Source organism: Kushneria pakistanensis, from assembly GCF_014652795.1.
GTDB lineage: Bacteria > Pseudomonadota > Gammaproteobacteria > Pseudomonadales > Halomonadaceae > Kushneria > Kushneria pakistanensis.
The window spans coordinates 289021-311636 of record NZ_BMZM01000002.1 but is presented as its reverse complement, the minus strand read 5'-3'; the positions used below and the strand labels follow the sequence as shown (position 1 = coordinate 311636).

At 62.6% G+C, this 22616-nt stretch carries 24 protein-coding genes; 15 read left to right on the top strand and 9 right to left on the bottom strand.

Annotation, left to right across the window (positions count from 1 at the left end):
- Positions 1 to 18: 18 nt before the first annotated feature.
- Entirely contained in the window at positions 19 to 696 is a 678-nt protein-coding gene (gene narI, locus IE123_RS06895) for a respiratory nitrate reductase subunit gamma (protein WP_189517853.1), read from the top strand.
- A gap of 12 nt (positions 697 to 708) precedes the next feature.
- Positions 709 to 1524, top strand: coding sequence for a peptidylprolyl isomerase (locus IE123_RS06890; RefSeq protein ID WP_189516468.1), 816 nt, complete (start codon positions 709 to 711; stop codon positions 1522 to 1524).
- A gap of 118 nt (positions 1525 to 1642) precedes the next feature.
- On the opposite strand, the gene IE123_RS06885 is transcribed toward IE123_RS06890, so the two are convergent.
- Both IE123_RS06885 and IE123_RS06880 read right to left on the bottom strand, forming a co-directional pair.
- On the bottom strand, positions 1643 to 2206 hold the full coding sequence (locus IE123_RS06885) for a GNAT family N-acetyltransferase (protein ID WP_189516466.1): 564 nt from the start codon (positions 2204 to 2206) through the stop codon (positions 1643 to 1645).
- Between the two features lie 36 nt (positions 2207 to 2242).
- Entirely contained in the window at positions 2243 to 2842 is a 600-nt protein-coding gene (locus IE123_RS06880; protein ID WP_373295800.1) for a LysE family translocator, read from the bottom strand.
- A gap of 113 nt (positions 2843 to 2955) precedes the next feature.
- On the opposite strand from IE123_RS06880, the gene IE123_RS06875 reads away from it, so the two are divergent.
- The 8 genes from IE123_RS06875 (at position 2956) to ridA (ending at position 10546) form a co-directional block, all read left to right on the top strand.
- Complete coding sequence (locus IE123_RS06875; protein ID WP_189516462.1) at positions 2956 to 4347, top strand: aminotransferase-like domain-containing protein; 1392 nt, start codon at positions 2956 to 2958, stop codon at positions 4345 to 4347.
- A 126-nt stretch (positions 4348 to 4473) separates the two neighbouring features.
- The gene (locus IE123_RS06870; protein ID WP_189516460.1) at positions 4474 to 5202 is read left to right on the top strand and encodes a glutathione S-transferase; all 729 of its coding nucleotides are present in this window, start codon (positions 4474 to 4476) and stop codon (positions 5200 to 5202) included.
- A 162-nt stretch (positions 5203 to 5364) separates the two neighbouring features.
- Complete coding sequence (gene pnuC, locus IE123_RS06865; RefSeq protein WP_189516458.1) at positions 5365 to 6081, top strand: nicotinamide riboside transporter PnuC; 717 nt, start codon at positions 5365 to 5367, stop codon at positions 6079 to 6081.
- A gap of 155 nt (positions 6082 to 6236) precedes the next feature.
- Positions 6237 to 6893 carry a glutaredoxin 2 gene (gene grxB / locus IE123_RS06860; RefSeq protein WP_189516456.1) on the top strand — a complete coding sequence of 219 codons (657 nt, stop codon included), beginning with the start codon at positions 6237 to 6239 and terminating at the stop codon, positions 6891 to 6893.
- Positions 6894 to 6967: 74 nt separating this feature from the next.
- The gene (gene gmk / locus IE123_RS06855) at positions 6968 to 7600 is read left to right on the top strand and encodes a guanylate kinase (protein WP_189516454.1); all 633 of its coding nucleotides are present in this window, start codon (positions 6968 to 6970) and stop codon (positions 7598 to 7600) included.
- Positions 7601 to 7690: 90 nt separating this feature from the next.
- Entirely contained in the window at positions 7691 to 7942 is a 252-nt protein-coding gene (rpoZ, locus tag IE123_RS06850) for a DNA-directed RNA polymerase subunit omega (RefSeq protein ID WP_189516452.1), read from the top strand.
- A gap of 26 nt (positions 7943 to 7968) precedes the next feature.
- The gene (locus tag IE123_RS06845) at positions 7969 to 10095 is read left to right on the top strand and encodes a RelA/SpoT family protein (RefSeq protein WP_189516449.1); all 2127 of its coding nucleotides are present in this window, start codon (positions 7969 to 7971) and stop codon (positions 10093 to 10095) included.
- 61 nt (positions 10096 to 10156) lie between these two features.
- Entirely contained in the window at positions 10157 to 10546 is a 390-nt protein-coding gene (gene ridA, locus IE123_RS06840; protein WP_189516447.1) for a deaminase RidA, read from the top strand.
- Between the two features lie 111 nt (positions 10547 to 10657).
- Here ridA and IE123_RS06835 read toward each other — a convergent pair whose 3' ends face one another.
- Positions 10658 to 11533 (bottom strand): SDR family oxidoreductase, encoded by an 876-nt coding sequence (locus IE123_RS06835; RefSeq protein ID WP_189516445.1) that lies wholly within the window; start codon positions 11531 to 11533, stop codon positions 10658 to 10660.
- 110 nt (positions 11534 to 11643) lie between these two features.
- Between IE123_RS06835 and IE123_RS06830 the strand changes: the two genes are divergently transcribed.
- From IE123_RS06830 to IE123_RS06820, 3 genes are all read left to right on the top strand, one after another.
- Positions 11644 to 12561, top strand: a complete 918-nt coding sequence (locus IE123_RS06830; RefSeq protein WP_189516443.1) for a hydrogen peroxide-inducible genes activator — start codon at positions 11644 to 11646, stop codon at positions 12559 to 12561.
- Positions 12558 to 14663: an ATP-dependent DNA helicase RecG gene (gene recG / locus IE123_RS06825; RefSeq protein ID WP_189516441.1), complete on the top strand. Its 2106-nt coding sequence runs from the start codon at positions 12558 to 12560 to the stop codon at positions 14661 to 14663. The genes IE123_RS06830 and recG overlap by 4 nt, the downstream gene beginning before the upstream one ends.
- A 91-nt stretch (positions 14664 to 14754) precedes the next feature.
- A complete protein-coding gene (locus IE123_RS06820) occupies positions 14755 to 15603 on the top strand; it encodes an oxygenase MpaB family protein (protein ID WP_189516438.1) in 849 nt (282 codons plus the stop codon).
- A gap of 48 nt (positions 15604 to 15651) precedes the next feature.
- Here the strand turns inward: IE123_RS06820 and IE123_RS06815 are convergent, their stop codons facing one another.
- The 3 genes from IE123_RS06815 to IE123_RS06805 are packed head-to-tail and all read right to left on the bottom strand — an operon-like array spanning position 15652 to position 18694.
- On the bottom strand, positions 15652 to 16527 hold the full coding sequence (locus tag IE123_RS06815; protein ID WP_189516436.1) for a phosphogluconate dehydrogenase C-terminal domain-containing protein: 876 nt from the start codon (positions 16525 to 16527) through the stop codon (positions 15652 to 15654).
- Complete coding sequence (locus IE123_RS06810; protein WP_189516434.1) at positions 16520 to 17320, bottom strand: sugar phosphate isomerase/epimerase family protein; 801 nt, start codon at positions 17318 to 17320, stop codon at positions 16520 to 16522. The genes IE123_RS06815 and IE123_RS06810 overlap by 8 nt, the downstream gene beginning before the upstream one ends.
- Before the next feature lie 18 nt (positions 17321 to 17338).
- Entirely contained in the window at positions 17339 to 18694 is a 1356-nt protein-coding gene (locus tag IE123_RS06805) for an MFS transporter (protein ID WP_189516432.1), read from the bottom strand.
- A gap of 329 nt (positions 18695 to 19023) precedes the next feature.
- Here IE123_RS06805 and IE123_RS06800 point away from each other — a divergent pair, with 329 nt between their 5' ends.
- The gene (locus IE123_RS06800; protein ID WP_189516430.1) at positions 19024 to 19230 is read left to right on the top strand and encodes a hypothetical protein; all 207 of its coding nucleotides are present in this window, start codon (positions 19024 to 19026) and stop codon (positions 19228 to 19230) included.
- Positions 19231 to 19257: 27 nt separating this feature from the next.
- A complete protein-coding gene (gene nanR, locus IE123_RS06795; protein ID WP_189516428.1) occupies positions 19258 to 19977 on the top strand; it encodes a transcriptional regulator NanR in 720 nt (239 codons plus the stop codon).
- A 13-nt stretch (positions 19978 to 19990) separates the two neighbouring features.
- Here the strand turns inward: nanR and IE123_RS06790 are convergent, their stop codons facing one another.
- The 3 genes from IE123_RS06790 to IE123_RS06780 all read right to left on the bottom strand — a co-directional run bounded on the left by IE123_RS06790 (position 19991) and on the right by IE123_RS06780 (position 22461).
- On the bottom strand, positions 19991 to 20611 hold the full coding sequence (locus IE123_RS06790) for a LysE family translocator (protein WP_189516426.1): 621 nt from the start codon (positions 20609 to 20611) through the stop codon (positions 19991 to 19993).
- Positions 20612 to 20626: 15 nt separating this feature from the next.
- Positions 20627 to 21460, bottom strand: a complete 834-nt coding sequence (locus tag IE123_RS06785) for an AraC family transcriptional regulator (RefSeq protein ID WP_189516424.1) — start codon at positions 21458 to 21460, stop codon at positions 20627 to 20629.
- 101 nt (positions 21461 to 21561) lie between these two features.
- Positions 21562 to 22461 (bottom strand): LysR family transcriptional regulator, encoded by a 900-nt coding sequence (locus IE123_RS06780; RefSeq protein WP_189517851.1) that lies wholly within the window; start codon positions 22459 to 22461, stop codon positions 21562 to 21564.
- Positions 22462 to 22616 lie beyond the last annotated feature (155 nt).

Sequence of the window (22616 nt, the reverse complement as noted above, 5' to 3'; positions counted from 1 at the left end):
TGAGGGAGTCACATCATGATGGATTACGCCCATACCCTGCTGTTCGGCTTCTATCCCTATCTTGCCGGTACGGTCTTTCTGCTCGGCAGCATCCTGCGCTTTGACCACGCGCAGTACACCTGGAAAACCGGGTCGAGCCAGATGCTCAGCAAGCGCCGCATGCGCCTGGGCAGCAACATGTTCCACATCGGTATCATCGTGATCTTTTTTGGTCACCTGGTCGGGCTTTTGACCCCGCACTGGGCCTATGAATGGGCCATCACGCCCGGCAACAAACAGATCATGGCGATCCTCGTGGGCGGCATTGCCGGCATTTTCTGCCTGGCAGGCGGTCTGATCCTGCTCCACCGTCGGCTGACCGACCCTCGCGTACGCGCCAGTTCCAGCCGCAGTGATAACGTCATTTTGATCCTGCTGATGGTGCAGGTCACGCTGGGGCTCTTGACCATCATTTCCGCGACTGAACATCTCGATGGCAGTGTGATGCTGCCGCTGGCCGAGTGGGCACAGTCCATCGTCTTTTTCCGCTCCAACGCCGCCAGCCATCTGATGGATGTAGGCGTGATCTACAAGCTGCACATCTTCGTCGGCCTGACCATCGTGATGGTGTTCCCCTTCACCCGTCTGGTCCACGCCTGGAGCGCGCCGTTTGGCTACATCGGCCGTCGCTATCAGCTGGTACGCCGCCGCGCCTGAGGAGACAACACCATGCAGATGATCGACACACAAACGCTGCCGAATGATCCGACCCTGGCCCTGCCGCCCATTCACGTGGGCGATACCCCCATCGACCCGGCCGAGATTGCCGGCGAGATGCAGTATCACGTCGCTGACTCGCCCGAAGAGGCGCAGCTGGCCGCGGCGCGGGCGCTGGTCATTCGTGAGCTATTGCGCCAGCAAGCCCATGAGCAGGGCCTTGATGACACCACGGATGATGAACAGGTGCGCGTCAGTGCCCTGCTGGAACAGGCGCTGACCACACCCGAACCCGATGACGCCACCTGCGAGCGCTACTTTGAGGCCAACCGCGAGCGCTTTTGCACGCCGCCACGCTATCGCGTGCGCCACATCCTGCTGCCGGCGGCACCGGATGATGACGAAGGCCGTGACGAAATGAAAACGCAGGGAGAATCCCTGCTTCTTGAGCTTTCCGAGCACCCGGAGCGCTTTGACGAATTTGCCCTGCGTTTTTCTGCCTGCCCATCAAGGGAGAGCGGTGGCGCGCTGGGGGAACTCTCCCCGGGTCAGACCGTGCCGGAACTTGATGATGCCCTCAAACGCCTCCCCGAGGGCCTGCATGACCGCCCGCTGGCCTCGCGCTACGGCTGGCACCTGGTGCAGGTGGACAGGCATATCGAGGGAGAACCGCTGCCACTGGACGCCGTGATCGACCGCGTGCGCCACACCCTGCGCGAGCAGGCCACCCGACGTGCCCTGCGCCACTACCTGCTGGCGCTGGCCGAGGAGATCGGCGTGACCGGCATTGCCCTGGATGACGAGGCCGGCGGCGCAATGATGCAGTAGGCAGACCGCTCGAGTCGTTGAAACAACATCCGCCATACGACAAACGCCATCGACCGCAGGGTCGATGGCGTTGTTGTGTTCGCTATCAGGACGCTATCAGGAGAAGGGCGCTTGCCCCCTACGCGTCCGGCAGGGTAGTGCTGCCGTCATTCAGCGCGCGCTGCATCATGACAACATCAACCCAGCGGCCGAACTTGAAGCCGCAGGCCTTGATCACGCCCTGATGCTCAAAGCCAAAGCGCCTGTGCAGCGCTATCGAGCCCGCGTTGTCGCTGTCGCCGATCAGGGCGGTCATCTGGCGCCACGGGCCGGCTTCGCAGCGGGTAAGCAGCTCGCCCAGCAGCGCACTGCCCACGCCGCGGCCGTGGGCGTCATGGCTGACATAGACCGAGTCCTCCAGACAGAAGCGAAAGGCGCTGCGCGGGCGGAAAAAGCCCGCGTAGGCGTAGCCCACTACCGCCTCATCGATCGTGGCCACCAGCCAGGGCAGCCCGGCCTCGCCAATGGCGGCACAGCGCCGGGTCATTTCCTCAAGCGTGGGCGGCACTTCTTCAAAGGAACCCAACCCATGGCGGACATGGTGGCCATAGATGGCGTGGATGGCGGCGAGATCCTGATTCCTCACATCGCGCACGCTCACACCGTGTCCTGTCACGCCGAATGTTCCAGGCCTGTCACTCATGCGGATACTGCCCCTGCTGATGGTTGGAAGTGAGCCTCACTTTACAATGAAGATCACGCAGGCGGCAGTCATCAGCCCCATGGTGACATTGAAGATGCGCCACGCACGTGGGGTGGTCAGAAAACGCGCAATCACCATGCCAAAGCCCGCCCACAGCGAGATGCAGGGCAGGGCGATGATCTCCATGAGCAGGGCCAGCCCGAAGGCATTGACCCAGAGCGGGCCCTGAGACGGCAGAAAGCTGGCCATCAGGGTCAGCCCCATCACCCACACCTTGGGATTGACGAACTGAAAGGTGGCCGCCTGCCACAGCGTCAGGGGTCGGGCATCACCAGTCACATCAAACTCGGGCGGCGGCGCCGAGGCGATGCGCCAGGCCAGATAGAGCAGATAGAGCGCGCCCATGATCTGTAGCCCCTGCTGGATCAGCGGATAGCGCTGAAACAGCGTGCCCAGGCCCAGCGCGATGAGCGTAAAGAGCACCAGCCCGCCCAGCAGAATGCCGACAATGTGGGGCAGCGTGCGGCGAAAGCCGTACATCGCCCCCGAGGCCGTCAGCATGACGTTGTTGGGGCCGGGCGTGCCGGTCATGGTGATGGCGAACAGGGTCACGGAGACCCACCAGCTGACGGACATCATGACGGCCTCACTCTCATTGTATGAATACAATTGTGGAAGTGTTACCCGCTTATGGGTGACAATTCGAGCATACGTTTTCCAATGTCACCGTCAACGGATTTATTGTCACCATGACAATATGGAACCCCGAGCTTTCGCAGGAAGGTCCACGCTATCGGGCGCTGGCCCAGGCCATCGAGCGGGCCATCAACAACGGCGAACTGCCGCCGGGTGAAAAGCTGCCGCCCCAGCGTCGGCTGGCCGATGCGCTGGGCGTCACGGTCGGTACCGTCACCCGGGCCTATGCGCTGGTGGAGCAGAGCGGGCTGGTCAGTGCCCAGGTAGGCAGCGGCACCTTCGTCAAGGCCAGACCGACTGCCGAGGGCTTCGCCCGGGTCATCGGTGCGCCCCATGAGGGCCTGGTGGATCTGGGCATGTCACTGCCGCCACCGCACCCGACGCGTCAGGCCACGCTGGGACGTTTCATGAGTGCCATGGCGCTTGAACCTGCCGCGCTTGAGCAGGCCATCGACTATCCGCTGGATGACAGCATGACCACGCACCGTCAGCGCTATGCCGACTGGCTGACGGCGCAGGGGCTGACCGTGGATGCCGATGAGCTATTGATCACCCAGGGCGGCATGAACGGCATCGCCCTGGCCATGTCGGCACTGCTCTCGCCGGGCGATCGACTGGCGGCCGAGGCGCTGAGCTACCCGGGTGTGATCAGTGCCGCGCGGCAGCAGGCGCTGAAGATGGTGGCCGTGCCCTTTGATGAGCAAGGTATCGATGTGGCGGCGCTGGCCGCGCGCCACGAGCGCACGCCCTTCAAGGCACTTTATGTCATGCCTGAGCATCACAACCCCACCACCGTGCAGCTGTCCCCCGAGCGCCGCGAGGCACTGGTGGCGCTGGCGCGTGAGCGGGACTTCTGGCTGATCGAGGACGGTGTGATGCATCTGCCGCCCGAGGCCCGCGGCACGCCGCTGTATCAGCTGGCGCCGGAGCGCACGATATTCGTGTTTTCGGTGGCCAAGATTCTGGGCGGCGGCCTGCGTTCAGGCGTCGTGCGCTCGCCTGCACCGCTGCTGGAGCGCCTGCATATCAGCCTGCGCAATCAGTGCTGGGCGCCACCGGCGCTCATCGCCGGGATTGCCGGGCGCTGGCTGGACAGCGGAGAGGCTGACCGGCTACTGGCGTGGCAGTTCGAGGAGCTTGAAGCACGTCAGGCAATGGTGCGTGAGGCGCTGGGCGAGTTTGATCTCTCCATGCGCCGCGGTGGCTTCTATGCCTGGCTGGTACTGCCCGCAGAACACCGCGCCCAGGCACTGGTCGAGACGCTGGAACACTCGGGCGTGCGCGTCGCATCGGCCGAGACGTTCTGTGTCGGCAGCACGGCGGCGCCGCAGGCAATCCGGATCTGTCTGAGTGCCGCCCCCGGCCGGGAAGCCCTGGCGCAGGCACTGGAGATCATTGTTCAGGCACTGGCGCAGAACGCGCCGCCGCGGTGGCAGACGGTCTGAGACCGGACCTTTGGCGCACGCTGTGAATATGCCGTTTAATGCCTTTGCCGGGCGGATGTCTTCATCTCAGCCCGTCCCGGCTGTCACTATGCGCGTTATCAGAGACGTCAGTGCGGAGAGAACACCATGCGTTACGAGCTCTATTACTGGCCGACCATTCCCGGTCGGGGCGAATTCATTCGACTAGCGCTGGAAGCCGGCGGCGCCGACTATATCGATGTGGGCAACAGCACCGAGCCCGGCTACGGGGTCGAGGCGATCACGGCCTGGCTTGAAGGTAGCGTGACCGACTATCCGCCCCTGGCACCGCCCTTTTTAAAGGCGGGCAAGGAGGTCATCTCCCATGTCGCCAATATCCTGTTGTTTCTGGCCCCACGGCTCAAGCTGATCAACGATGACAAGGTCTATCAGTACTGGGCCCACAGCCTGCAGCTGACCATTACCGATTTTGTCGCCGAAGCCCATGATGTTCATCACCCGCTGGGGCCGGAGCTTTACTTCGAGGATCAACAGGAGGAGGCGATTCGCCGGGCCGGCAATTTCCTCGATAACCGCCTGCCGAAGTTCTTTCACTATTTCGAGCAGATCATCGACAAAAATCCCGAAAGCACGGTGTATCTGGTCGGCAAGCGACTGTCCTATGTGGATCTGTCGCTCTTTCACATGGTGCAGGGGCTGCGCTACGCCTTCCCCAGGGCCATGGCCGCGCTGGAACCGGAAATACCGAAGGTCATCACCCTGCACGATCACGTCCTGGAGCTGCCCCTGATCAGCGAGTATCTCGCCTCCGAGCGACGTCTGCCGTTTTCCGAGGAAGGACTCTTTCGTCACTACCCGGTGCTGGATCGATCCTGAGGACATCAAGCCAGCGTGCGGGCTGCCAGAGTCGGCGCGCTGGCCTGCTTGTACCGGTGCCCTGACGGCGCCTGCGGCAGGGCCTGTCGCGATCAGGCATTGCCGCTGAGCGCATCGTGCGATAAGACACCATGACCACCACGCAACGTCCGGGGCAGGTACATGGATTTTTTCAGCACGCAAAACATTCTGGTTCATATCCCGATCGGCGCTGGCGGCTATGATCTGTCATGGATCGAGGCCATCGGCACGCTGGCAGGGCTGCTTTGTATCTGGCTCGCCAGCCAGGAGAAGGTCAGCAATTACGCGTTCGGCCTGATCAACGTGACGCTCTTTGCGGTCATTTTCTTCCAGATTCAGCTCTACGCCAGCCTGTTGCTGCAGCTGTTTTTTCTGGTGGCCAATATTTACGGCTGGTACGCGTGGTCACGCCAGAGCGATGACAATGAAACGCTGCTTCGTATTCGCTGGCTGCCCCTGCCAAAGGCCATTGCCTGGCTTTGCACCTGTGCCGGCGCCATCGCCCTGATGACCCTTTATATCGATCCGGTCTTTGCCCTTTTGACCCGCATGGCCGTCAGCGTCATGCAGGCTGCCGGTCTGAATGTGGCCATGCCGACACTGCAGCCGGACGCCTTCCCGTTCTGGGACGCGTGCCTGATGGTGCTTTCCATCGCGGCAATGATTCTGATGACACGCAAATACGTCGAGAACTGGCTGCTCTGGGTCGTGATCAACATCATCAGCGTGGTGATTTTTGCGCGCCAGGGCGTTTATGCCATGTCGCTGGAATATCTATTGCTGACTGTCATCGCGCTCAACGGCTGTCGAATCTGGATCAAGCGTGCACACAGACGAGGCTCGCGCGCCCTGTCATGAACGATGAACGACAAAGACATGAGTGATGGACAGGAAGGGCAGACCCGCAAGGCAATATTTGCGAAAAAGTAGTACCCGAAACGTCATGATCGGGTGGCAGGTTGTGCCTGTGTCGCCCAGGCTTGCTTCAGGACATGGACGCCGCGGAGAAGACGATGGACCTGTATATCTATGATCACTGCCCGTTTTGCGTGAAGGCACGCATGATCTTTGGCCTGCGCGATGTGCCGGTCACCCTGCAGACGCTGCTCAATGACGACGCCGAGACCCCTACGCGACTGGTCGGAGAGAAGAAGGTGCCGATTCTTGAATTCGAGGATGGCCATACCGTGGACGAGAGCCTGGATATCGTGCAGTGCATCGACAGCGAAGCCGAAGGTGTGAAGGTGCTGGATGGTCCACGCAATCAGGAGATCGAGCGCTGGGTAAAGGCTTCAGGCGATACCGTGATAAAGCTCTTTATTCCCCGCGTACCGCGGGCACCGCTGGGCGAGTTCGCCACGCCCGAGGCTGCCGAGTACTTCACACGTAACAAGGAAGCGACGTTTGGCAGCTTCGACACGCTGCTGGCGCAGACCCCCGAACTGCTGGTCGATCTGGAGCGCTGGCTCAACGAGCTCGACGCGCTGATCCAGTCGCCGGAGGCGGTCAACGGCGTGCTGTCGATGGATGACATTGAACTCTTTCCGGTGCTGCGCCAGCTCTCGCTGGTGGAGGGTGTGAAGTATCCGAAAAACGTTGAAGCCTATCGGCAGGCGATGTCACAGCTGGCCAATGTTCCCCTGCATGACGAGATCGCCGTGGCGGCCTGAGCAATCTCCTCACGGGCGGCTGCAGGGCTGTGCCATAATGGTGCGCCTTGCAGCCATTCATTCGGATCGCTTTCATGTCCCAGGGCACGCTCTACATCATTTCCGCCCCGTCGGGCGCCGGCAAGACCAGTCTGGTACGCGAGCTTATCGCCGCCACGTCGCACATCGGTGTCTCGGTCTCCCATACGACCCGCCAGATGCGCCCCGGCGAAACCGATGGCATCAACTATCACTTTGTTGATGAAGCCGCCTTCGAGGCGATGATCCAGCGCGGTGAGTTCTTCGAACACGCCTGGGTCTTTGATCGCCACTATGGCACCTCGCGTCTGGAGGTGGAAAAACGTCTGGCCCACGGCGAGGATGTCATCCTTGAAATCGATTGGCAGGGTGCGCGTCAGGTGCGCAGCCAGATGCCACAGGCCGTCTCGATCTTCATTCTGCCGCCCTCGCGCGAGGCCCTGCGCGAGCGTCTGTCCAACCGCGGACAGGATGACGCTGCCACCATCGATCGCCGCATGCGTGACGCCGTCAGCGAGATGTCGCATTTCGACGAGTATGACTATCTGGTCATCAACGATGATTTCGCCACTGCCGTGGACGAGCTGAAAGGACTGATCAGTGCCGAACGTCTTCGAATGGCGCGGGTACAGGCGGCAAACCAGGGGCTGATTGGCGAGCTCTTGTCAGAAGTGGAAGGGCTCCGGTAGACTCGGACCCCCCTTCCGAACACGATACCGCCTGGCACAAGACGCGCCGGGCGTCTTCACTCAGATCACACGCATTCAGGAGCCAGCATCATGGCACGAGTAACGGTTGAAGATTGTCTCGAATACATGGATAACCGCTTTCAGCTGGTCATGGTCGCAACCCATCGCGCCCGTCAGCTGGCCCGCGGCTCGCGCAATGCCGAACTCCCCTGGGAAAATGACAAGGCCACCGTCATGGCCCTGCGCGAAATTGCAGCCCAGAAAGTCGACCGTACCGTGCTCAACGAGCCGCTGGAGGCCATGGTGCCGCAGCGTCCGCGCTACGAGCCGGAAAGCGAATAAGCCCATTGCCCATACGCTGACCTGCCATGTTCACGATCGATGATCTCTCCGACCGCCTGGACGGCTACCTGACCGTCGATGAGATCGCGCAGGTCAGACGCGCCTTCTACTACGCCGAACAGGCCCACGATGGCCAGCATCGCCGCTCCGGCGAGCCCTATGTGACCCACCCGCTGGCCGTGGCCAACATCCTTGCCAACATGCACATGGACTATCAAAGCCTGATGGCGGCGATGCTTCATGACGTGATCGAGGATACCGGCATCACCAAGGAGGCGCTGTCACGCCAGTTCGGTGAGGAAGTGGCCGAGCTGGTCGACGGTGTCTCGAAGCTGACCCAGATCACCTTCGAGGACAAGGCCGTCGCTCAGGCGGAGAACTTCCAGAAGATGGTGCTGGCGATGTCGCGCGACATTCGCGTCATCATCGTCAAACTCGCCGACCGGCTGCACAACATGCGCACGCTGGGCGCCCTGCGCCCGGACAAGAAGCGTCGCATCGCCCGCGAGACGCTGGAAATCTATTCCCGCATTGCCGGACGACTGGGCATCAATACCATTCGGGTCGAGCTTGAGGATCTCTCCTTTCAGGCGATCCATCCGATGCGCGCCGAGCGCATCCAGCGTGCGGTGGTCAAGGCGCGCGGCAACCGCCGCTCGATGGTGCGCCACGTTCAGAGCACCCTGCAGAGTACGCTGGACAGTGACGAGCTGACCGGCACGGTCATGGGACGCCAGAAGCATCTGCTGTCGATCTATCGCAAGATGCGCGACCAGCGAAAGCCCTTCAACGAGCTGATGGACGTGTTCGGCTTTCGCATCGTCACCGACCGGGTCGACACCTGCTATCGCATCCTGGGCGCGGTGCACAATCTCTACAAGCCGGTGCCGGGGCGGTTCAAGGATTACATCGCCATCCCCAAGGCCAACGGCTACCAGAGCCTGCATACCACGCTCTTTGGTCCCAACGGCATACCCATCGAGGTGCAGATTCGCACCCGCGAGATGGAAGCAATGGCCAACAACGGCATTGCCGCCCACTGGCTCTACAAGGCCGGCCAGACCGACCGGCCGATCGCCATGGGCAGCCACGCCCGTGCCCGCGAATGGGTGCGCGGCCTTTTGGAAATGCAGCGCCACGCCGGCAATTCGCTGGAGTTCATCGAGCACGTCAAAAACGACCTGTTCCCCGATGACGCCTACGTGTTCACCCCCAAGGGCGACATCATGGAGCTGCCCCGCGGTGCCACCGCGATCGACTTTGCCTATGCGGTGCACACCGATATCGGCAACAGCTGCATCGCCTGTCGTATCGACCGCCATCTGGCGCCGCTGTCATCGCGCCTTGAAAGCGGTCAGACGGTCGAGATCATTACCGCCCCGGGCGCCCAGCCCAATCTGGCGTGGCTGTCGTTCACGATCACGGCCAAGGCCCGCTCGGCGGTGCGTCACGCCCTCAAGCATCAGCAGCGCAATGATTCGGTGGCGCTGGGTCGGCGTCTGCTCAATCAGGCCCTAAGCGCGTTCAGCCTGACGCTGGATACCCTCTCGCAGGCCCAGGTGGATGAGCTGCTCAAGGCGCTGGCGCTGAATTCGCTGGATGACCTGCTTGAGGAGATCGGGCTGGGCAGCCGCGTGGCCTACAGCGTGGCGCGACGGCTGGCCGACAGTGAGCCCGAGAACATTCAGGCGCACAGCGATGAACAACAGGGCGCGATGGCCATTACGGGCGCGCGCAACATGGTGATCAGTTTCGCCCGCTGCTGCTATCCGCTGCCGGGCGATACCATTGTCGGCAATCTCAGTGCCGGCCGCGGTATTGTGGTACATCGCTCCGAGTGCGGTAATCTGGAAGACTGCCGTGAGGATCCCGAAAAGTGTTTCCCGCTGCAGTGGTCCGATAACGTGGAGGACGACTTCCCGGTGGGACTGCGCCTTGAGATTGAAACGCGCCGCGGACTGGTGGCCGAGCTTGCCAGTCTGATCAACGACGCCGAAGCCAACATCGAGCGCATTAATATCGAGGAACGCGATGAGCGCCTGTCGATCGTCAACCTGACCCTGTCGGTACGCAACCGCGTGCATCTGGCGCGCATCATCAGACGCATGCGCAACCTGGTCTACGTGGGCCGCGTGTCCCGTACCGGCAGCTGACGCGGCGGCGCTTCAGCCCCTTTTGCAACAGGCCTTTTCAACAACAACGCAGGGAGTGTTCATGAGCAATCGTGCTGCCATCCATACCGATCGTGCCCCGAAGGCCATCGGCCCCTATTCACAGGCCGTCAAGGCCGGCAACACCATCTATCTGTCCGGTCAGATTCCGCTCGATCCGAGCACCATGGAAATGGTGAGCGATAATATCGAGCAGCAGGCCCATCAGGTGTTCAAAAACATGCAGGCCGTGTGTGAAGAGGCCGCAGGCTCACTGGCCGATATCGTCAAGCTCAACCTGTACCTGACGGATCTGTCGCATTTTGCGACGGTCAATGAGGTCATGGAGCAGTATTTTCAGCCGCCCTATCCGGCGCGGGCTGCCGTGGGCGTGAAGGAACTGCCAAAGGGCAGCCTGTTTGAGGCCGAAGGGGTCATGGTACTGGGCGACTAGAACGCCCTGCAGGCCAATGAAAGGGGGGCGATGTTCTGGTGACATCGCCCCCTTTTTCATGCCGGTATGTTCATGCCGATACAGGCTGAGGGCAGTGTGATGGCGCAGGCATCAGACCTGTTCACTCACCTTGATACCCGCTTCCCGCAGTACCTGAGCGTAGCCTTCACGGAAGGTGGGGTACTGAAACTGATAACCGGCCTCGATCAGCCGGCGGCTGTCGCAGCGCTTGCTGGCACGTCGGCGCAGCGGAGACTGAATGGTGCTGCTGGGTTCGACGTTGAGCCGGGCGGCCAGCCACATCATCACGTCATGCAGCGGCGTGGATTCGGTATCACTGCCCAGATAGACCGGCTCGAGTGGCTCGCCGTCAAGCGCGCGCTCGATCAGAAAGTCCAGCACACCGGCGCAGTCATCGCGGTGAATGCGGTTGGAGTACATCGCCGGGCTCTTTGGAGCGACACGGCCTTCCTGCACCTGACCGATGAGCCGCTCGCGTCCGGGACCATAGATGCCTGAAAAGCGCACGGACGTGCCCGGCAGCGGGCTGGCGGCCAGACGCTGCTCGGCTTCGACCAGCAGCCGCCCGGAGAAGCTTTTGGGATCAAGCTCACTGTCTTCGTCGACCGTCTCGCCATCCTGCTGGCCATAGACCGAGGTCGAGGAGACGAAAAATGCGTGCTCCGGCGCCCGGGCCCTTTGCTCGAAATGACGCAGTACCCGATCCAGTCCGTCGACGTAGGCGGCCTGATAGGCGCTTTCTTCAAAGCGGTCAGCGCTGAGCGCATAGACTACAATGTCGGCATCAGGCAGCGCCTCGAGTGCGGATTCCTCGTTGATATCCATCGACAGGCCTTCGATGCCATACGACTGAAGTCCCGCTGCATGGCGGCGCACACCGACCACGCGATGTCCCTGCGCAAGCATGCGCTGCCCCAGCGTGGTGCCGACATCACCGCATCCAAGGATGAGTATTGTTTTATTCACCCGCTAAGCTCCTTGCTTGATAGGGCCGATAAGGTTTGACTATAGGCCCTGAGTTGAACGGTCGCTCCATGCGACAACTCCCTGTTCCACGTGCTGGCACGGTCTGCTACATGACTCTAACAGAACTTCGCTACATCGTAACCTTGGCCCAGGAGCGTCATTTTGGACGCGCCGCCGAGCGTTGCTTCGTCTCGCAGCCGACCCTGTCGGTGGCGGTCAAGAAACTGGAGGAAGAACTGGGCGTGGCGCTGTTTGAACGCAGCAAGTCCACCGTCCAGGTCACGCCGCTGGGCGAAAAAATCGTCGAGCAGGCCAGTCGCGTGCTCGAACAGGCCGGCGCCATCAAGGAGCTGGCCAATGAAGGCAAGGACCAGCTCTCCAGTCCGCTGCGGGTCGGTGCCATACATACCATCGGCCCCTATCTCTTTCCGCATCTGATTCCCAGGCTCTCCGAGGAAGCGCCGCAGATGCCGCTGTACATCGAGGAAAACCTGACCGGCGAGCTGCGGCGCAAGCTGCGTTCCGGCGAGCTCGATGTGATCCTCGTGGCGCTGCCCTTTTCCGAGCCCGACGTGTTGACCAAGTCGCTCTATGAGGAGCCCTTTGACGTCCTGATGCCGGCCGGTCACCCGTGGCTTGCGCAAAAGGAGATCGACCGCGAGGTCCTCTATGACGAGAAGATGCTGATGCTGGGCGAGGGCCACTGCTTTCGCGATCAGGTGCTTGAAGCCTGTCCCACCATCAAGACTCAGGTGCATCAGCCCGGCAACACCCTGATTGCCGAGGGCGGTTCGCTGGAAACCATTCGCCACATGGTCGCCTCGGGCCTGGGCATCACCATCGTCCCGCGCTCGGCCACCGGCAGCGTGCATTACGCCAGTGGCCTGCTGGAAACACGCCCGTTCAAGGCCCCGGCGCCCAGTCGTACCGTGGCGCTGGCCTGGCGGGCCAGCTTTCCGCGCCCGAAGGCAATCGACTCGATCACCCGCGCCATCCGCGCCTCCCAGAAGGCGATCGATACGCAATGAGCACTGCCGTGACCCGGCCCGCCAGCGGCGCGACGGATCTCAACACGCTCAAGGGCGTGGGACCGGCCATGCGCGAACGCCTTGAACGTCTCGGCCTGCAGGTCGCCGAGGATCTGCTCTTTCATCTGCCGCTGCGCTATCAGGACCGCACCAGGGTCACCCCGATTGCCGGCCTGCGCGCCGGTCACGAGGCGGTGGTGGAAGGCGAGGTCACGGCATCCGATGTGATCCAGGGTCGCCGGCGCAGCCTGCTGGTCCGCCTGCGCGATGGTTCGGGCATCATGTCGCTGCGCTTTTTTCATTTCTCCCAGGCCCAGGTCACGCAGTTTACCCGCGGCGCCCGGATACGCCTGTTTGGCGAAGCACGCTCCGGCAGTACCGGCCTTGAGATGTATCATCCCGAGTATCGGCTTTTAAAGGATGACACCGCTGATGAGGTCGAGGAGACCCTCACGCCGATCTACCCGACCACCGAAGGGCTGGCCCAGCCGCGTCTGCGTGCCCTGATTCGTCAGGCCTTTGAGCATCTTGATCAGGGCAGTCTCACGCTCGAGGAGCTGATTCCCGAACACATCCGCACCCGCTTTCGTCTGCCGGCCCTGCGCGAGTCGCTGGATTACCTGCACTTTCCGCCGCCGGATGCCCCCCTGGAACGACTTTCCGACGGCCATCATCCCACTCAGCGGCGTCTGGCGCTGGAAGAACTGCTCGCCCACCAGCTAAGCCTGTATCGCATTCGCCTGCGCATTCAGGATGACGCCGCCCCGGCCCTGCCCGGCAGCGGCGGGCTTGCCACCCGGTTTCTGACCCAGCTGCCGTTTTCGCTGACCGGCGCCCAGCGTCGGGTGCTGAGCGAGATCAGCGCGGATATCCAGCAGACCACCCCCATGCTGCGCCTGGTACAGGGCGATGTTGGCTCCGGCAAAACGGTGGTGGCGGCCATGGCCATGCTACAGGCGGTGACCGGCGGCTATCAGGCCGCGCTCATGGCCCCCACCGAGCTGCTGGCCGAGCAGCACTACAAGAGCCTCAAGCGCTGGTTCGAGCCACTGGGTATTGAGGTGGCCTGGCTTTCCGGCAAGCTCAAGGGCAAGGCACGACTCGAGGCCAAGGCCATGATCAGTGAAGGACGCGCACAGGTCGTGGCCGGCACCCACGCACTCTTTCAGGAAGACGTGCATTTCCAGCGCCTGGGCCTGGCCGTGATCGACGAGCAGCATCGTTTCGGCGTGCACCAGCGTCTGGCCCTGCGCCAGAAGGGTGAGGTGAGTGGTGCGACCCCGCATCAGCTGATCATGACCGCCACGCCGATCCCACGAACGCTTGCCATGAGCGCCTACGCCGACCTGGACGTCTCGATCATCGATGAGCTGCCGCCCGGGCGCACCCCGGTCAAGACCGTCGCGGTATCGGACGAGCGCCGAGGTGAGGTCACCGAGCGCATTCGCAACGCCTGTCAGGCCGGTCGCCAGGCCTACTGGGTCTGCACCCTGATCGAGGAATCCGAAGCGCTGACCTGTCAGGCCGCCGAGGTGACCCGCGATACCCTGACCGAGGCGCTGCCGGAGTTTCAGGTCGGCCTGGTCCACGGGCGCATGAAGGCCACCGAGAAGGCCGAGGTGATGAACGCCTTTCGTGACGGCGAGCTGGATCTTCTGGTCGCTACCACGGTCATCGAGGTGGGCGTGGATGTCCCCAATGCCAGTCTCATGATCATTGAAAACCCCGAGCGTCTCGGGCTGGCGCAGCTGCACCAGCTCAGAGGCCGGGTGGGGCGCGGCAAGGTCGAAAGCTTTTGTGTCCTGCTTTATCACCCGCCATTGTCGGATACCTCGCGCGAGCGCCTGGCGGTGCTGCGCGAATCCAACGATGGCTTTCGCATCGCCGAGCGTGATCTGGAACTGCGCGGCCCCGGTGAGGTGCTGGGCACCCGCCAGACGGGACTGGTCGGCATGAAGATTGCCGATCTCACCCGCGATCGTGATCTGCTGGAACCGGTGCGCAGCCTGACCCGCGCCATGCTCGATCAGGCGCCCGAGTCAGTCGAACCGCTGATCCGACGCTGGCTGGGCGAGGCCGCCGGGCAGTACGGCCAGGTGTAGGCCCCGCGGCCCCCGTCAGGGTGTCCTACACTGAAAGCGCATCAGAAACCCTGACGGTCCTTCCAACGCCGAATACGCGAGCCCTGCGCCCATGACCTCGACCTTTCTGCGTGATGCCATGATCGAGCGCCTGGGCGAGGCGCGTACCCATCAAAACCCCGGCCCCTTTCCCCGTGACGGGCTGGTCCGCAACATCCACGGCGATTTCACCCCGATGATGTGCGGCGGCATCAGCGCGCTGTTGCTGCAGATGCTGCACCCGCTGGCGCTGGCCGGCATCTGGGATCACTCCCGCTTTCGCGAAGACATGATCGGACGGCTCAGGCGCACCAGTGACTTCATCGCCACCACCAGCTTCGGCACCTTTGAGCAGGCCGAGATCGCGATTGCCCGGGTGCGGCGGGTCCATGAATATGTGAAGGGCCACGCTGCCGATGGCCGCCCCTACGCCGCTGACGACCCCGACCTGCTGGTGTGGGTGCACGTGGCCGAAATGAGCCGCTTCATGGCCGGGCATCTGCGCTATCGCAACCCGCAGCTAAGCGTTGCCGAGCAAAACCGCTACTACTTCGAGACCGCCTGCATCGCCGAAGCGCTGGGTGCGCGCCATGTGCCCGACAGTCGGAATGCCATAACGAACTACCTCGAGGAGAAGCGTCATGAGCTGGTGTGTGACGAGCGCACCCGCGAGGTGATCCGGATACTGCTGGATGCACCGCCGCGCAATCTCGTGCTGCGACCGGCCGGGGCGCTGTTCATGCGCGCGGGGATCGATCTGTTGCCCGACTGGGCCAATGACATGCTGGATTTAAAACTGTCGCGCCTGCAGCGACATGCGGTGCGCAGAGGTATCAAAAGCGCCATGCCGATGATCAGCCGCGCGGTGAGAAGCGGCGCCTATCGGCGAGCGCTGGAGCGGCTGCAGGGCGAGAAGGGGTAGAAGGGCCGATCCTGAATCGGCCCTTCAACAACGTATGCCTGCGTCGACTCAGTTCAGGGCCGGCGTGTCGCGGCGCACCTTGTCGATCTTGAGCATGCGCGCGATGACCTTGTCGAGCTCCTCCTGCTCGAAGATCTTCTTCCAGTCATCCTTGAGGATGTTTTCGCGCCCGTAGTCGATGGCGATCATGCAGGCATCCGAGAACGGGTTGGTGCTGCGAAACGCCACGGCCAGCGCAATCTGGATGTGGCCATAAAGCATCGCCTCGGCGGCCTCCCGCGCGACGCCAGTGCGCTCAACCGTTTCATCAAGCGCCTCCTTCATGAAGGTGCCCACCATGCAGGCCACGGTCTCCACCAGGGTCGGTTCGAGATAGGCCAGCTGGGTGACGGTCATCCAGTGCACCTTGTCCACCGGACCGTACATCTGACAGATGACGGTCTCGAGCGAGGCGCGCTCTGCTTCGCTGCCCTGTTCAAAGGCCGCCGCTACCGACTGTACGGCGCCGCTGCCGCCAAAGGCGTCGGCCCACTCCTCGTCGGTGCGACGCTCCAGAAAGACCGACGGATGGCAGGGGTGGGCAACAGCGTAGTGAATCTCGTCACGCTGGTGCAGCAGATTGGCATAGGCCGCCGCCGGGTCCAGCGTCAGCACCGTGGCACCCGCCTTCATGCGCGGCACCAGCGCCTCGGAGACCTTGCCCAGCACGATATCGGGCACGGCCAGAATGACCAGATCACACTGCTCGATAACCTGTTCGATATCGCTGACCTCGCGACCTGCCTCGCGCATTTTCTCCTGCGCAGCAGGGGCGTTTTCGCAGTAGTAGATCGTGCTGTCGCTCTGCTCGAGGTTGGCCGAGATGCGCATGCCCATCTTGCCGCCGGCGCCGACCATCGCGATATGCTGGTAAACGTTATCCATGATGACTCCTTAAAAAATCCATGTTGTGACGGGTCCACTGCGCTTCCAGCGCGCAGGTGCTTGCCTCGTCCTGCTGCCAGGGCAGCCAGTGCTCGAAAATCTCGTTGATGCCGCGTGCCTCGGGATTCACCGCCTCGCGCATCGCCTTGAGCGGTAACAGCCCTTCGCCCAGCGGGCAGCCGGTCAGCTGAAAGCCCACCCAACCGGGCGCGCGGGAAAAGGCAAAGTCCTTGATGTGCAGGTTCACTACCCGGGCGGCCGTGCGCGCAATGACCGCCTCAGGCAGTTCAAGTGCGGCCACGCAGTTGCCGGGATCCAGACACACGCCGATGTGGTCATCATCGATCGTCTCGATCACCTGCATCAGGGCTTCAACGCTGACCTGCTCGTAGGTCTCCAGCGCCAGCGTCACCTGCTGCTGTTTCAGCGCCGGCAGAAGGGTCTCGAGTCGACGGATGGCCTCCTGCAGGGCAGGGCGGTCCTCACCGGCATACAGCATGCTGCGGATCAGGCGCACATCGAGCAGACGGGCCAGCGTCAGATAGCGCTCCAGATGCTCAGGGGCGATACCGCGGGTGCCCAGCTCCAGCGTGATGCCCAGCGTTTGCGCACGGTCACGCAGCGCCGTCAGACGCGCCTCATCGAAGGTCTCGATCGCTGGATAGTCGCAGATCTGAAAGACCTCCCCGCCCAGCTCGGCGGTCTCTTCCAGCATCGCCTCGAGCGTCATGGGCGTGTCGACCTGCTTTGATCCGCGCCAGAAAAACGCGTACGTACTCAATCCAATGGCCATGTCATCTCCCTGGGTAAATCAGTGTGCCTGGGCACCGTCATGAGCCATCCGCACCCCCGTGCCGGTCCGGGGTGCCCGGCTGATGGCCAGCATCAGAACGCCCGACATCAGCATGAAACCGCCGACCACGAACATCGGCACGGTGTAGCCGCCGGTCAGATCGTGCAGGGCGCCCGTGACATAGCTCGATGAGAAGCCGGCCATGTTGCCGATCGTATTGATCAGGGCAACGCCTGCGGCCGCAGCCGCACCGTCCAGAAACCGGGTCGGCAGGGTCCAGAAGTTGGGCAGGGCGGCAAAGATGGAGCAGGCCGTCACGGTAATCACGGCAACGGTGGCCGCCGGAGAATCCATGTAGAGCGCCAGCGGCACGCTCACCGCCCCGGTAAAGGCGGGCAGGGCCACATGCCAGGTACGCACGCCGCGTCGGGTCGCATCACGCGACCAGAGATAGAGCACGATGGCAGCCGGCAGGTAGGGAATGGCGGTAATCAGGCCCTTTTGCATCAGGTCAAAACGGGTGCCGAACTGCGCTTCAAATCCGCCAATGATGGTCGGCAGAAAGAAGGCAAGCGCATAAAGGCCGTAGATAAAGCCGAAATAGATCAGGGCCAGCGTCCAGACCCGGCCGTTGGTAAAGGCCACCTTCAGACCGTGACGACCATGGTCGTTGCCGGTCTTCTCACGGGATTCGCGCTCAAGCGCCTCGGTCAGCCAGCGCTTTTCGGCATCGGTCAGCCACTTGGCATCGGCCGGGCGATCCACCAGGTAAAACCAGGCAACGATGCCCATGACGATCGCCGGGATGGCCACGCCAAAGAACATGAAGCGCCAGCCCGCCAGGCCAAAGAAGAACCCGTCATGCTGAATCAGTGAGGCCGCCAGCGGTGCGCCAAGAACGGTGGTGAGCGGCTGGGCCAGATAGAACAGCGCCAGGATGCGGCTGCGATAGCGCGCCGGCACCCACAGGCTCAAAAAGAGGATGGCACCGGGAAAGAAACCGGCCTCGGCTACACCCAGGGCAAAGCGCAGGGCATAGAGTTCAACGGCGCTGTCCACCCAGGTAAAGAGCAGTGCCACCACGCCCCAGCTCACCATGATGCGGGCCAGCCACTTGCGCGCGCCGAAGCGGTGCAGGGCCATGTTGCTGGGCACTTCCAGCAGGATATAGCCCAGAAAGAAGATGCCGGAGGCAAAGCCAAACTGCGCCGCGCTCAGGGCCAGGTCGCTGTTCATGCCGTTGGGTGCGGCAAACGAGATCGCGGTACGGTCAAGGTAATTGATGAAAAACATCAGGGCCACGAAGGGCACCAGACGAATGGCAACCTTGCGGATGGCAGACGCCGCCACGGCATCCGTGTGCGCGTGAGACATGATCACTTCACTCCCGCTGCCGTCTCAACGGCAGTTCACCGGCATGGATGGGCAAAAGTCCTTCGCGGCTGCGATCGACTTTATAACGGCCTGGCCAGGCGGGAGTGATCATCATCTCATCATACCACTGACGCAATACGACTCAGGTCGCACACAGACACGTGTTCCTACATCGCCCTGCATCGTAAAAGGTCATAAACAGCTCAAAAGCACGTGTTTTGAGGGGGAAAGGGATCATTGACGACGGAGTCCTTCTGAGTAAGACAGGCGCAACAAAAGGCCCATATGCGACCATTGGTATAATGACATTGCGGCATTGATCCTCGCTGTTGACAGCGAAACGTGCCCTGTCGGTCTCCCGGGCGGCCATCGGGAAAAGTGCAGCGCCTGTCCGGACCCACTGGCCTGAACGGCATCAGGCAGGCGTTGAAGCCGATGCCCCGGGCAGGGACAATGACAGGACGCCGACACCGGCAGAAGCCGCCCGTGAGGCCATCGACCACCACAGGGTCATGACGCCACAGCGCTGGCCATGATGGGTCCCATACAAGGAAATCGCTTCGATGTTCCCAACTTCCGATGAGCCGATTCGACGGCGCAAGCTTTCCGATGAGGTGCTTGAAAGGCTGCTTGAAGACATCCGCAGCGGCGCGCTGCAACCGGGGGATCAGCTGCCGCCCGAACGCGAGCTGATGAGTCGCTTTGGCGTGGGGCGCCCGGCCGTTCGTGAGGCGATGCAGAGTCTCGCCTCCAGAGGTCTGATCACCATTTCACATGGTGAGCGGGCGCGCGTCAGTGCATTCAGCGTTGCCTCGATGATCGATCAGTTCGACACCACCGCCCGGCTGCTGTTATCGAACGCCGAGGAAAACGTCGATCACCTCATACAAGCGCGACTTTTTTTCGAAACCGGCATGGTGCGCATGGCCGCGGCCCGGGCCACGCCCGAGGACATCGCCCATCTTGAGACTCTGATTGATGAGATGGAAAGGCAGCCCACCGGTGCCGCGTTCATCGAGCGCGACATGGCCTTTCACCACGCGATTGCGGACATGACCGGCAACCCCATCTTCTCAGCCACCGCCCGGGGCATGCTGCACTGGCTCAAGGACTATCACGTGGCCATCATCAGCTTTCAGGGTGCCGAGGACGTCACGCTCAGAGAGCATCGCGACATCGTTCACTACCTGTCAAAACATGACGTCGAGGGCGCCGCCCGTGCGATGGGCAATCACCTGACCCGGGCGAGCGAACTTTACCGGTTGCGGGGCGATAAACCGTAAACCGTGTAACGGCCTATGCCTTCCCGGACGATAACATCAGCGGTGTCCAGACATGCTCCCACCCCATGGACAGCGCCACACCCACCAATAGCGTGGCCATCATCAGGTTGATGGCCCTGAAAAGACGCGCGCTCTCCAGCCGTCGGCCGAGCAGCGCGCCCAGCACGGCGTAGCTGCCCGGGGCGCCCACAGCGAGTACCGCAAGCCCGAGTGACCAGACAAGCAGCATGACGCCATCGATGCCGGCAGCCGGAAACTGCAGGGTCGCGATCGGCAGGGTGGCGATCATGCCCTTGGGGTTGCCCAGCTGCATGATCAGTCCATCGCGAAAGCGCAGCACGCGCGGCGGTTGTTCCAGCGCGGTCGGGTCGATGCTGGATCGCGCGATCTTGAAGGCCAGATAGAGGATATAGCCGCAACCCAGCGCGCCGATGAGCGCCAGCACGTGCGGTTGTACCCAGGCCGCACCGGCAAGCCCGAACAGCAGAAAAAGCAGCAGCATGGCCAGTCCCACCCCCAGGCAAAACCCGATGGTGCCCCGGGCCTGCCCCTGAAGTCCCATGTTGAGACCGAGCAGATTCACGGGCCCGGGCGAATACATGATGCCCAGGGCATAAGCGATGATGGCGAGCATGAAATGGGTTCCGGATCAGTGGGCGAGGCTTTGCTGATATTGAAAGGGCGTGACGCCGTGGATGCGCTTGAAGCGCCGATTGAAGTGACTGTGATCGGCAAAGCCGTAGCGCAGCGCCACCTCGCCGGGCGTGGCGCCCTGCTCCAGTGCACCGCGCGCGGCATCGATGCGACAGCTGATGACGTACTGATGCGGGGTCATGCCGAACTGACGGCGAAAAAGACGCAGAAAGTGATAGCGGGAGAGGTTCGCGGCAGCGCTGATGCGCTCAAGCGAGAGCTCCTCCTCCAGATGGGCGCGGACGTAGTCGCAGGCGCGCGTCAGCAGCACATCGGGACGCGTGCTCGCCGGAGCCATCCTCTGATAGCGTCCGGCGCGCTGCACCATCCTTGTGGCGATCTGTTGCAGCAGATGTTCCTGATCGATACGGCTGCCGACGTTTTCCCTGACCAGCCGCGTCAGCGCCACGATGGCATCGCGCAACACCGGATCCGTGATCAGCGTTTGAGGACTTGAAAGCCTGCCGGCATGCTGATGGCCTGCGGCAGCTGCAAAAAGCGGCGCCAGCGTCTCGGGAGAGACGTAGGTCATGACGTAGTCCAGACGGTGATCACCGCCGGACTCGCCGTCATGGGGCTGTTCGGGGTTGAAAAAGATCACGCTGCCCGGCGGATTGCGATGATAGGTGCCGGCGCTGAAAAAATCCTGCCGCCCGGCCAGCGTCACGCCAAAGGCGTATTCGGTGTGGGCATGGCGGTCGTAGCGAAAATCATTGATCGAGGCGCTGAGCACCTTGAGCGTCGGCACATGCCGACTGCTGAAAAACTGAAATTCGAACGCGCGGCGCATGGTGGCTCTCCCCGGACTCTGGTCCCAAAGCGTTATCCCAAAAGCCTAACGGGAATCGACACCTGCGGGCTTGAACGTTATTGCTCAATGACGCTCAAGGCTCACGCCGGTGTCATCAGCTCGTGACGCAGCCATGCCGCAAGCGCCTCACCGCTCTGGCGCGGTGCTCCACGGGCGAGCAGCAGACACAGGCGGGCATCGGTATCGACAAACCCCCAGGGCGCCACCAGCCGACCGCTTTTCAGATCGCCCTCGATGACCAGCCGCGGCGCGATCGCCACCCCCAGCCCCGCCAGCGCTGCCTCGATCAGATAGTAGAGATGCTCAAAGCGCTGTCCGGCGTCACGCGCCAGCTTCAGCTGTCCGCCATCCATGTCTGTTGCCTCGGCCCACTGTGGCCAGGCCTGGGGGCGCGAGGTGGTTTCCAGAATGGTCTCCTTGAGCAGCGCCGCGGCCGGGCGACCGGCCAGCCGCGCAGCAATGCCGGGGGCGGCCACGGCGCCGATGGTCTCGGCGGCGATCTCGATCACTTCCATCTCCGCAGGCCAGGGTGGGGCGATAAAGGCCAGCGCCGCGCTGATATCGCCGCCTCGCGTATCCGGTGCCCCATCGCTGGCCATGACATTGAGCCTGAGGGCGGGCAGTTCCCGATGCAGTCGGTCCAGCCGCGGGATCAGCCAGCGCGCCAGCAGGCTGCCCGGGCAGGCCAGCGTAAAGGGCGCGCCCTCGATCTCGCGGCTCAGGGCGCGGCAGCTCTCGCGCAGGCCGGCAAAGGCCTCGCTGACGCCGGTATGAAGCTGGCGGCCGTGACGGGTCAGCACCAGTCCGCGGCCGGCGCGCTCGAACAGTGACGTATTGAGGTGTGCCTCCAGCGCACGAATCTGGCGACTGACGGCGCCGTGGGTGACACTCAGCTCCTGCGCGGCGGCAGTGACACTACCCAGCCGGGCGGCGGCTTCAAAGGCTTTCAGGGCATTCAGCGGCGGTAGCGATTCCGGCATGGCGATGTGAGTTTTTCTCAACGGTCGTGGCTTAATTATCGATGTTATACCGCGCTGCAAGCTGCCAGGATAGGGCCATCATCAATGGAGCCATCGATACCCGTTTTTTGAGTTCGTGCCTCCATGACCGACCTTCATGACGGACAGGGAGATCA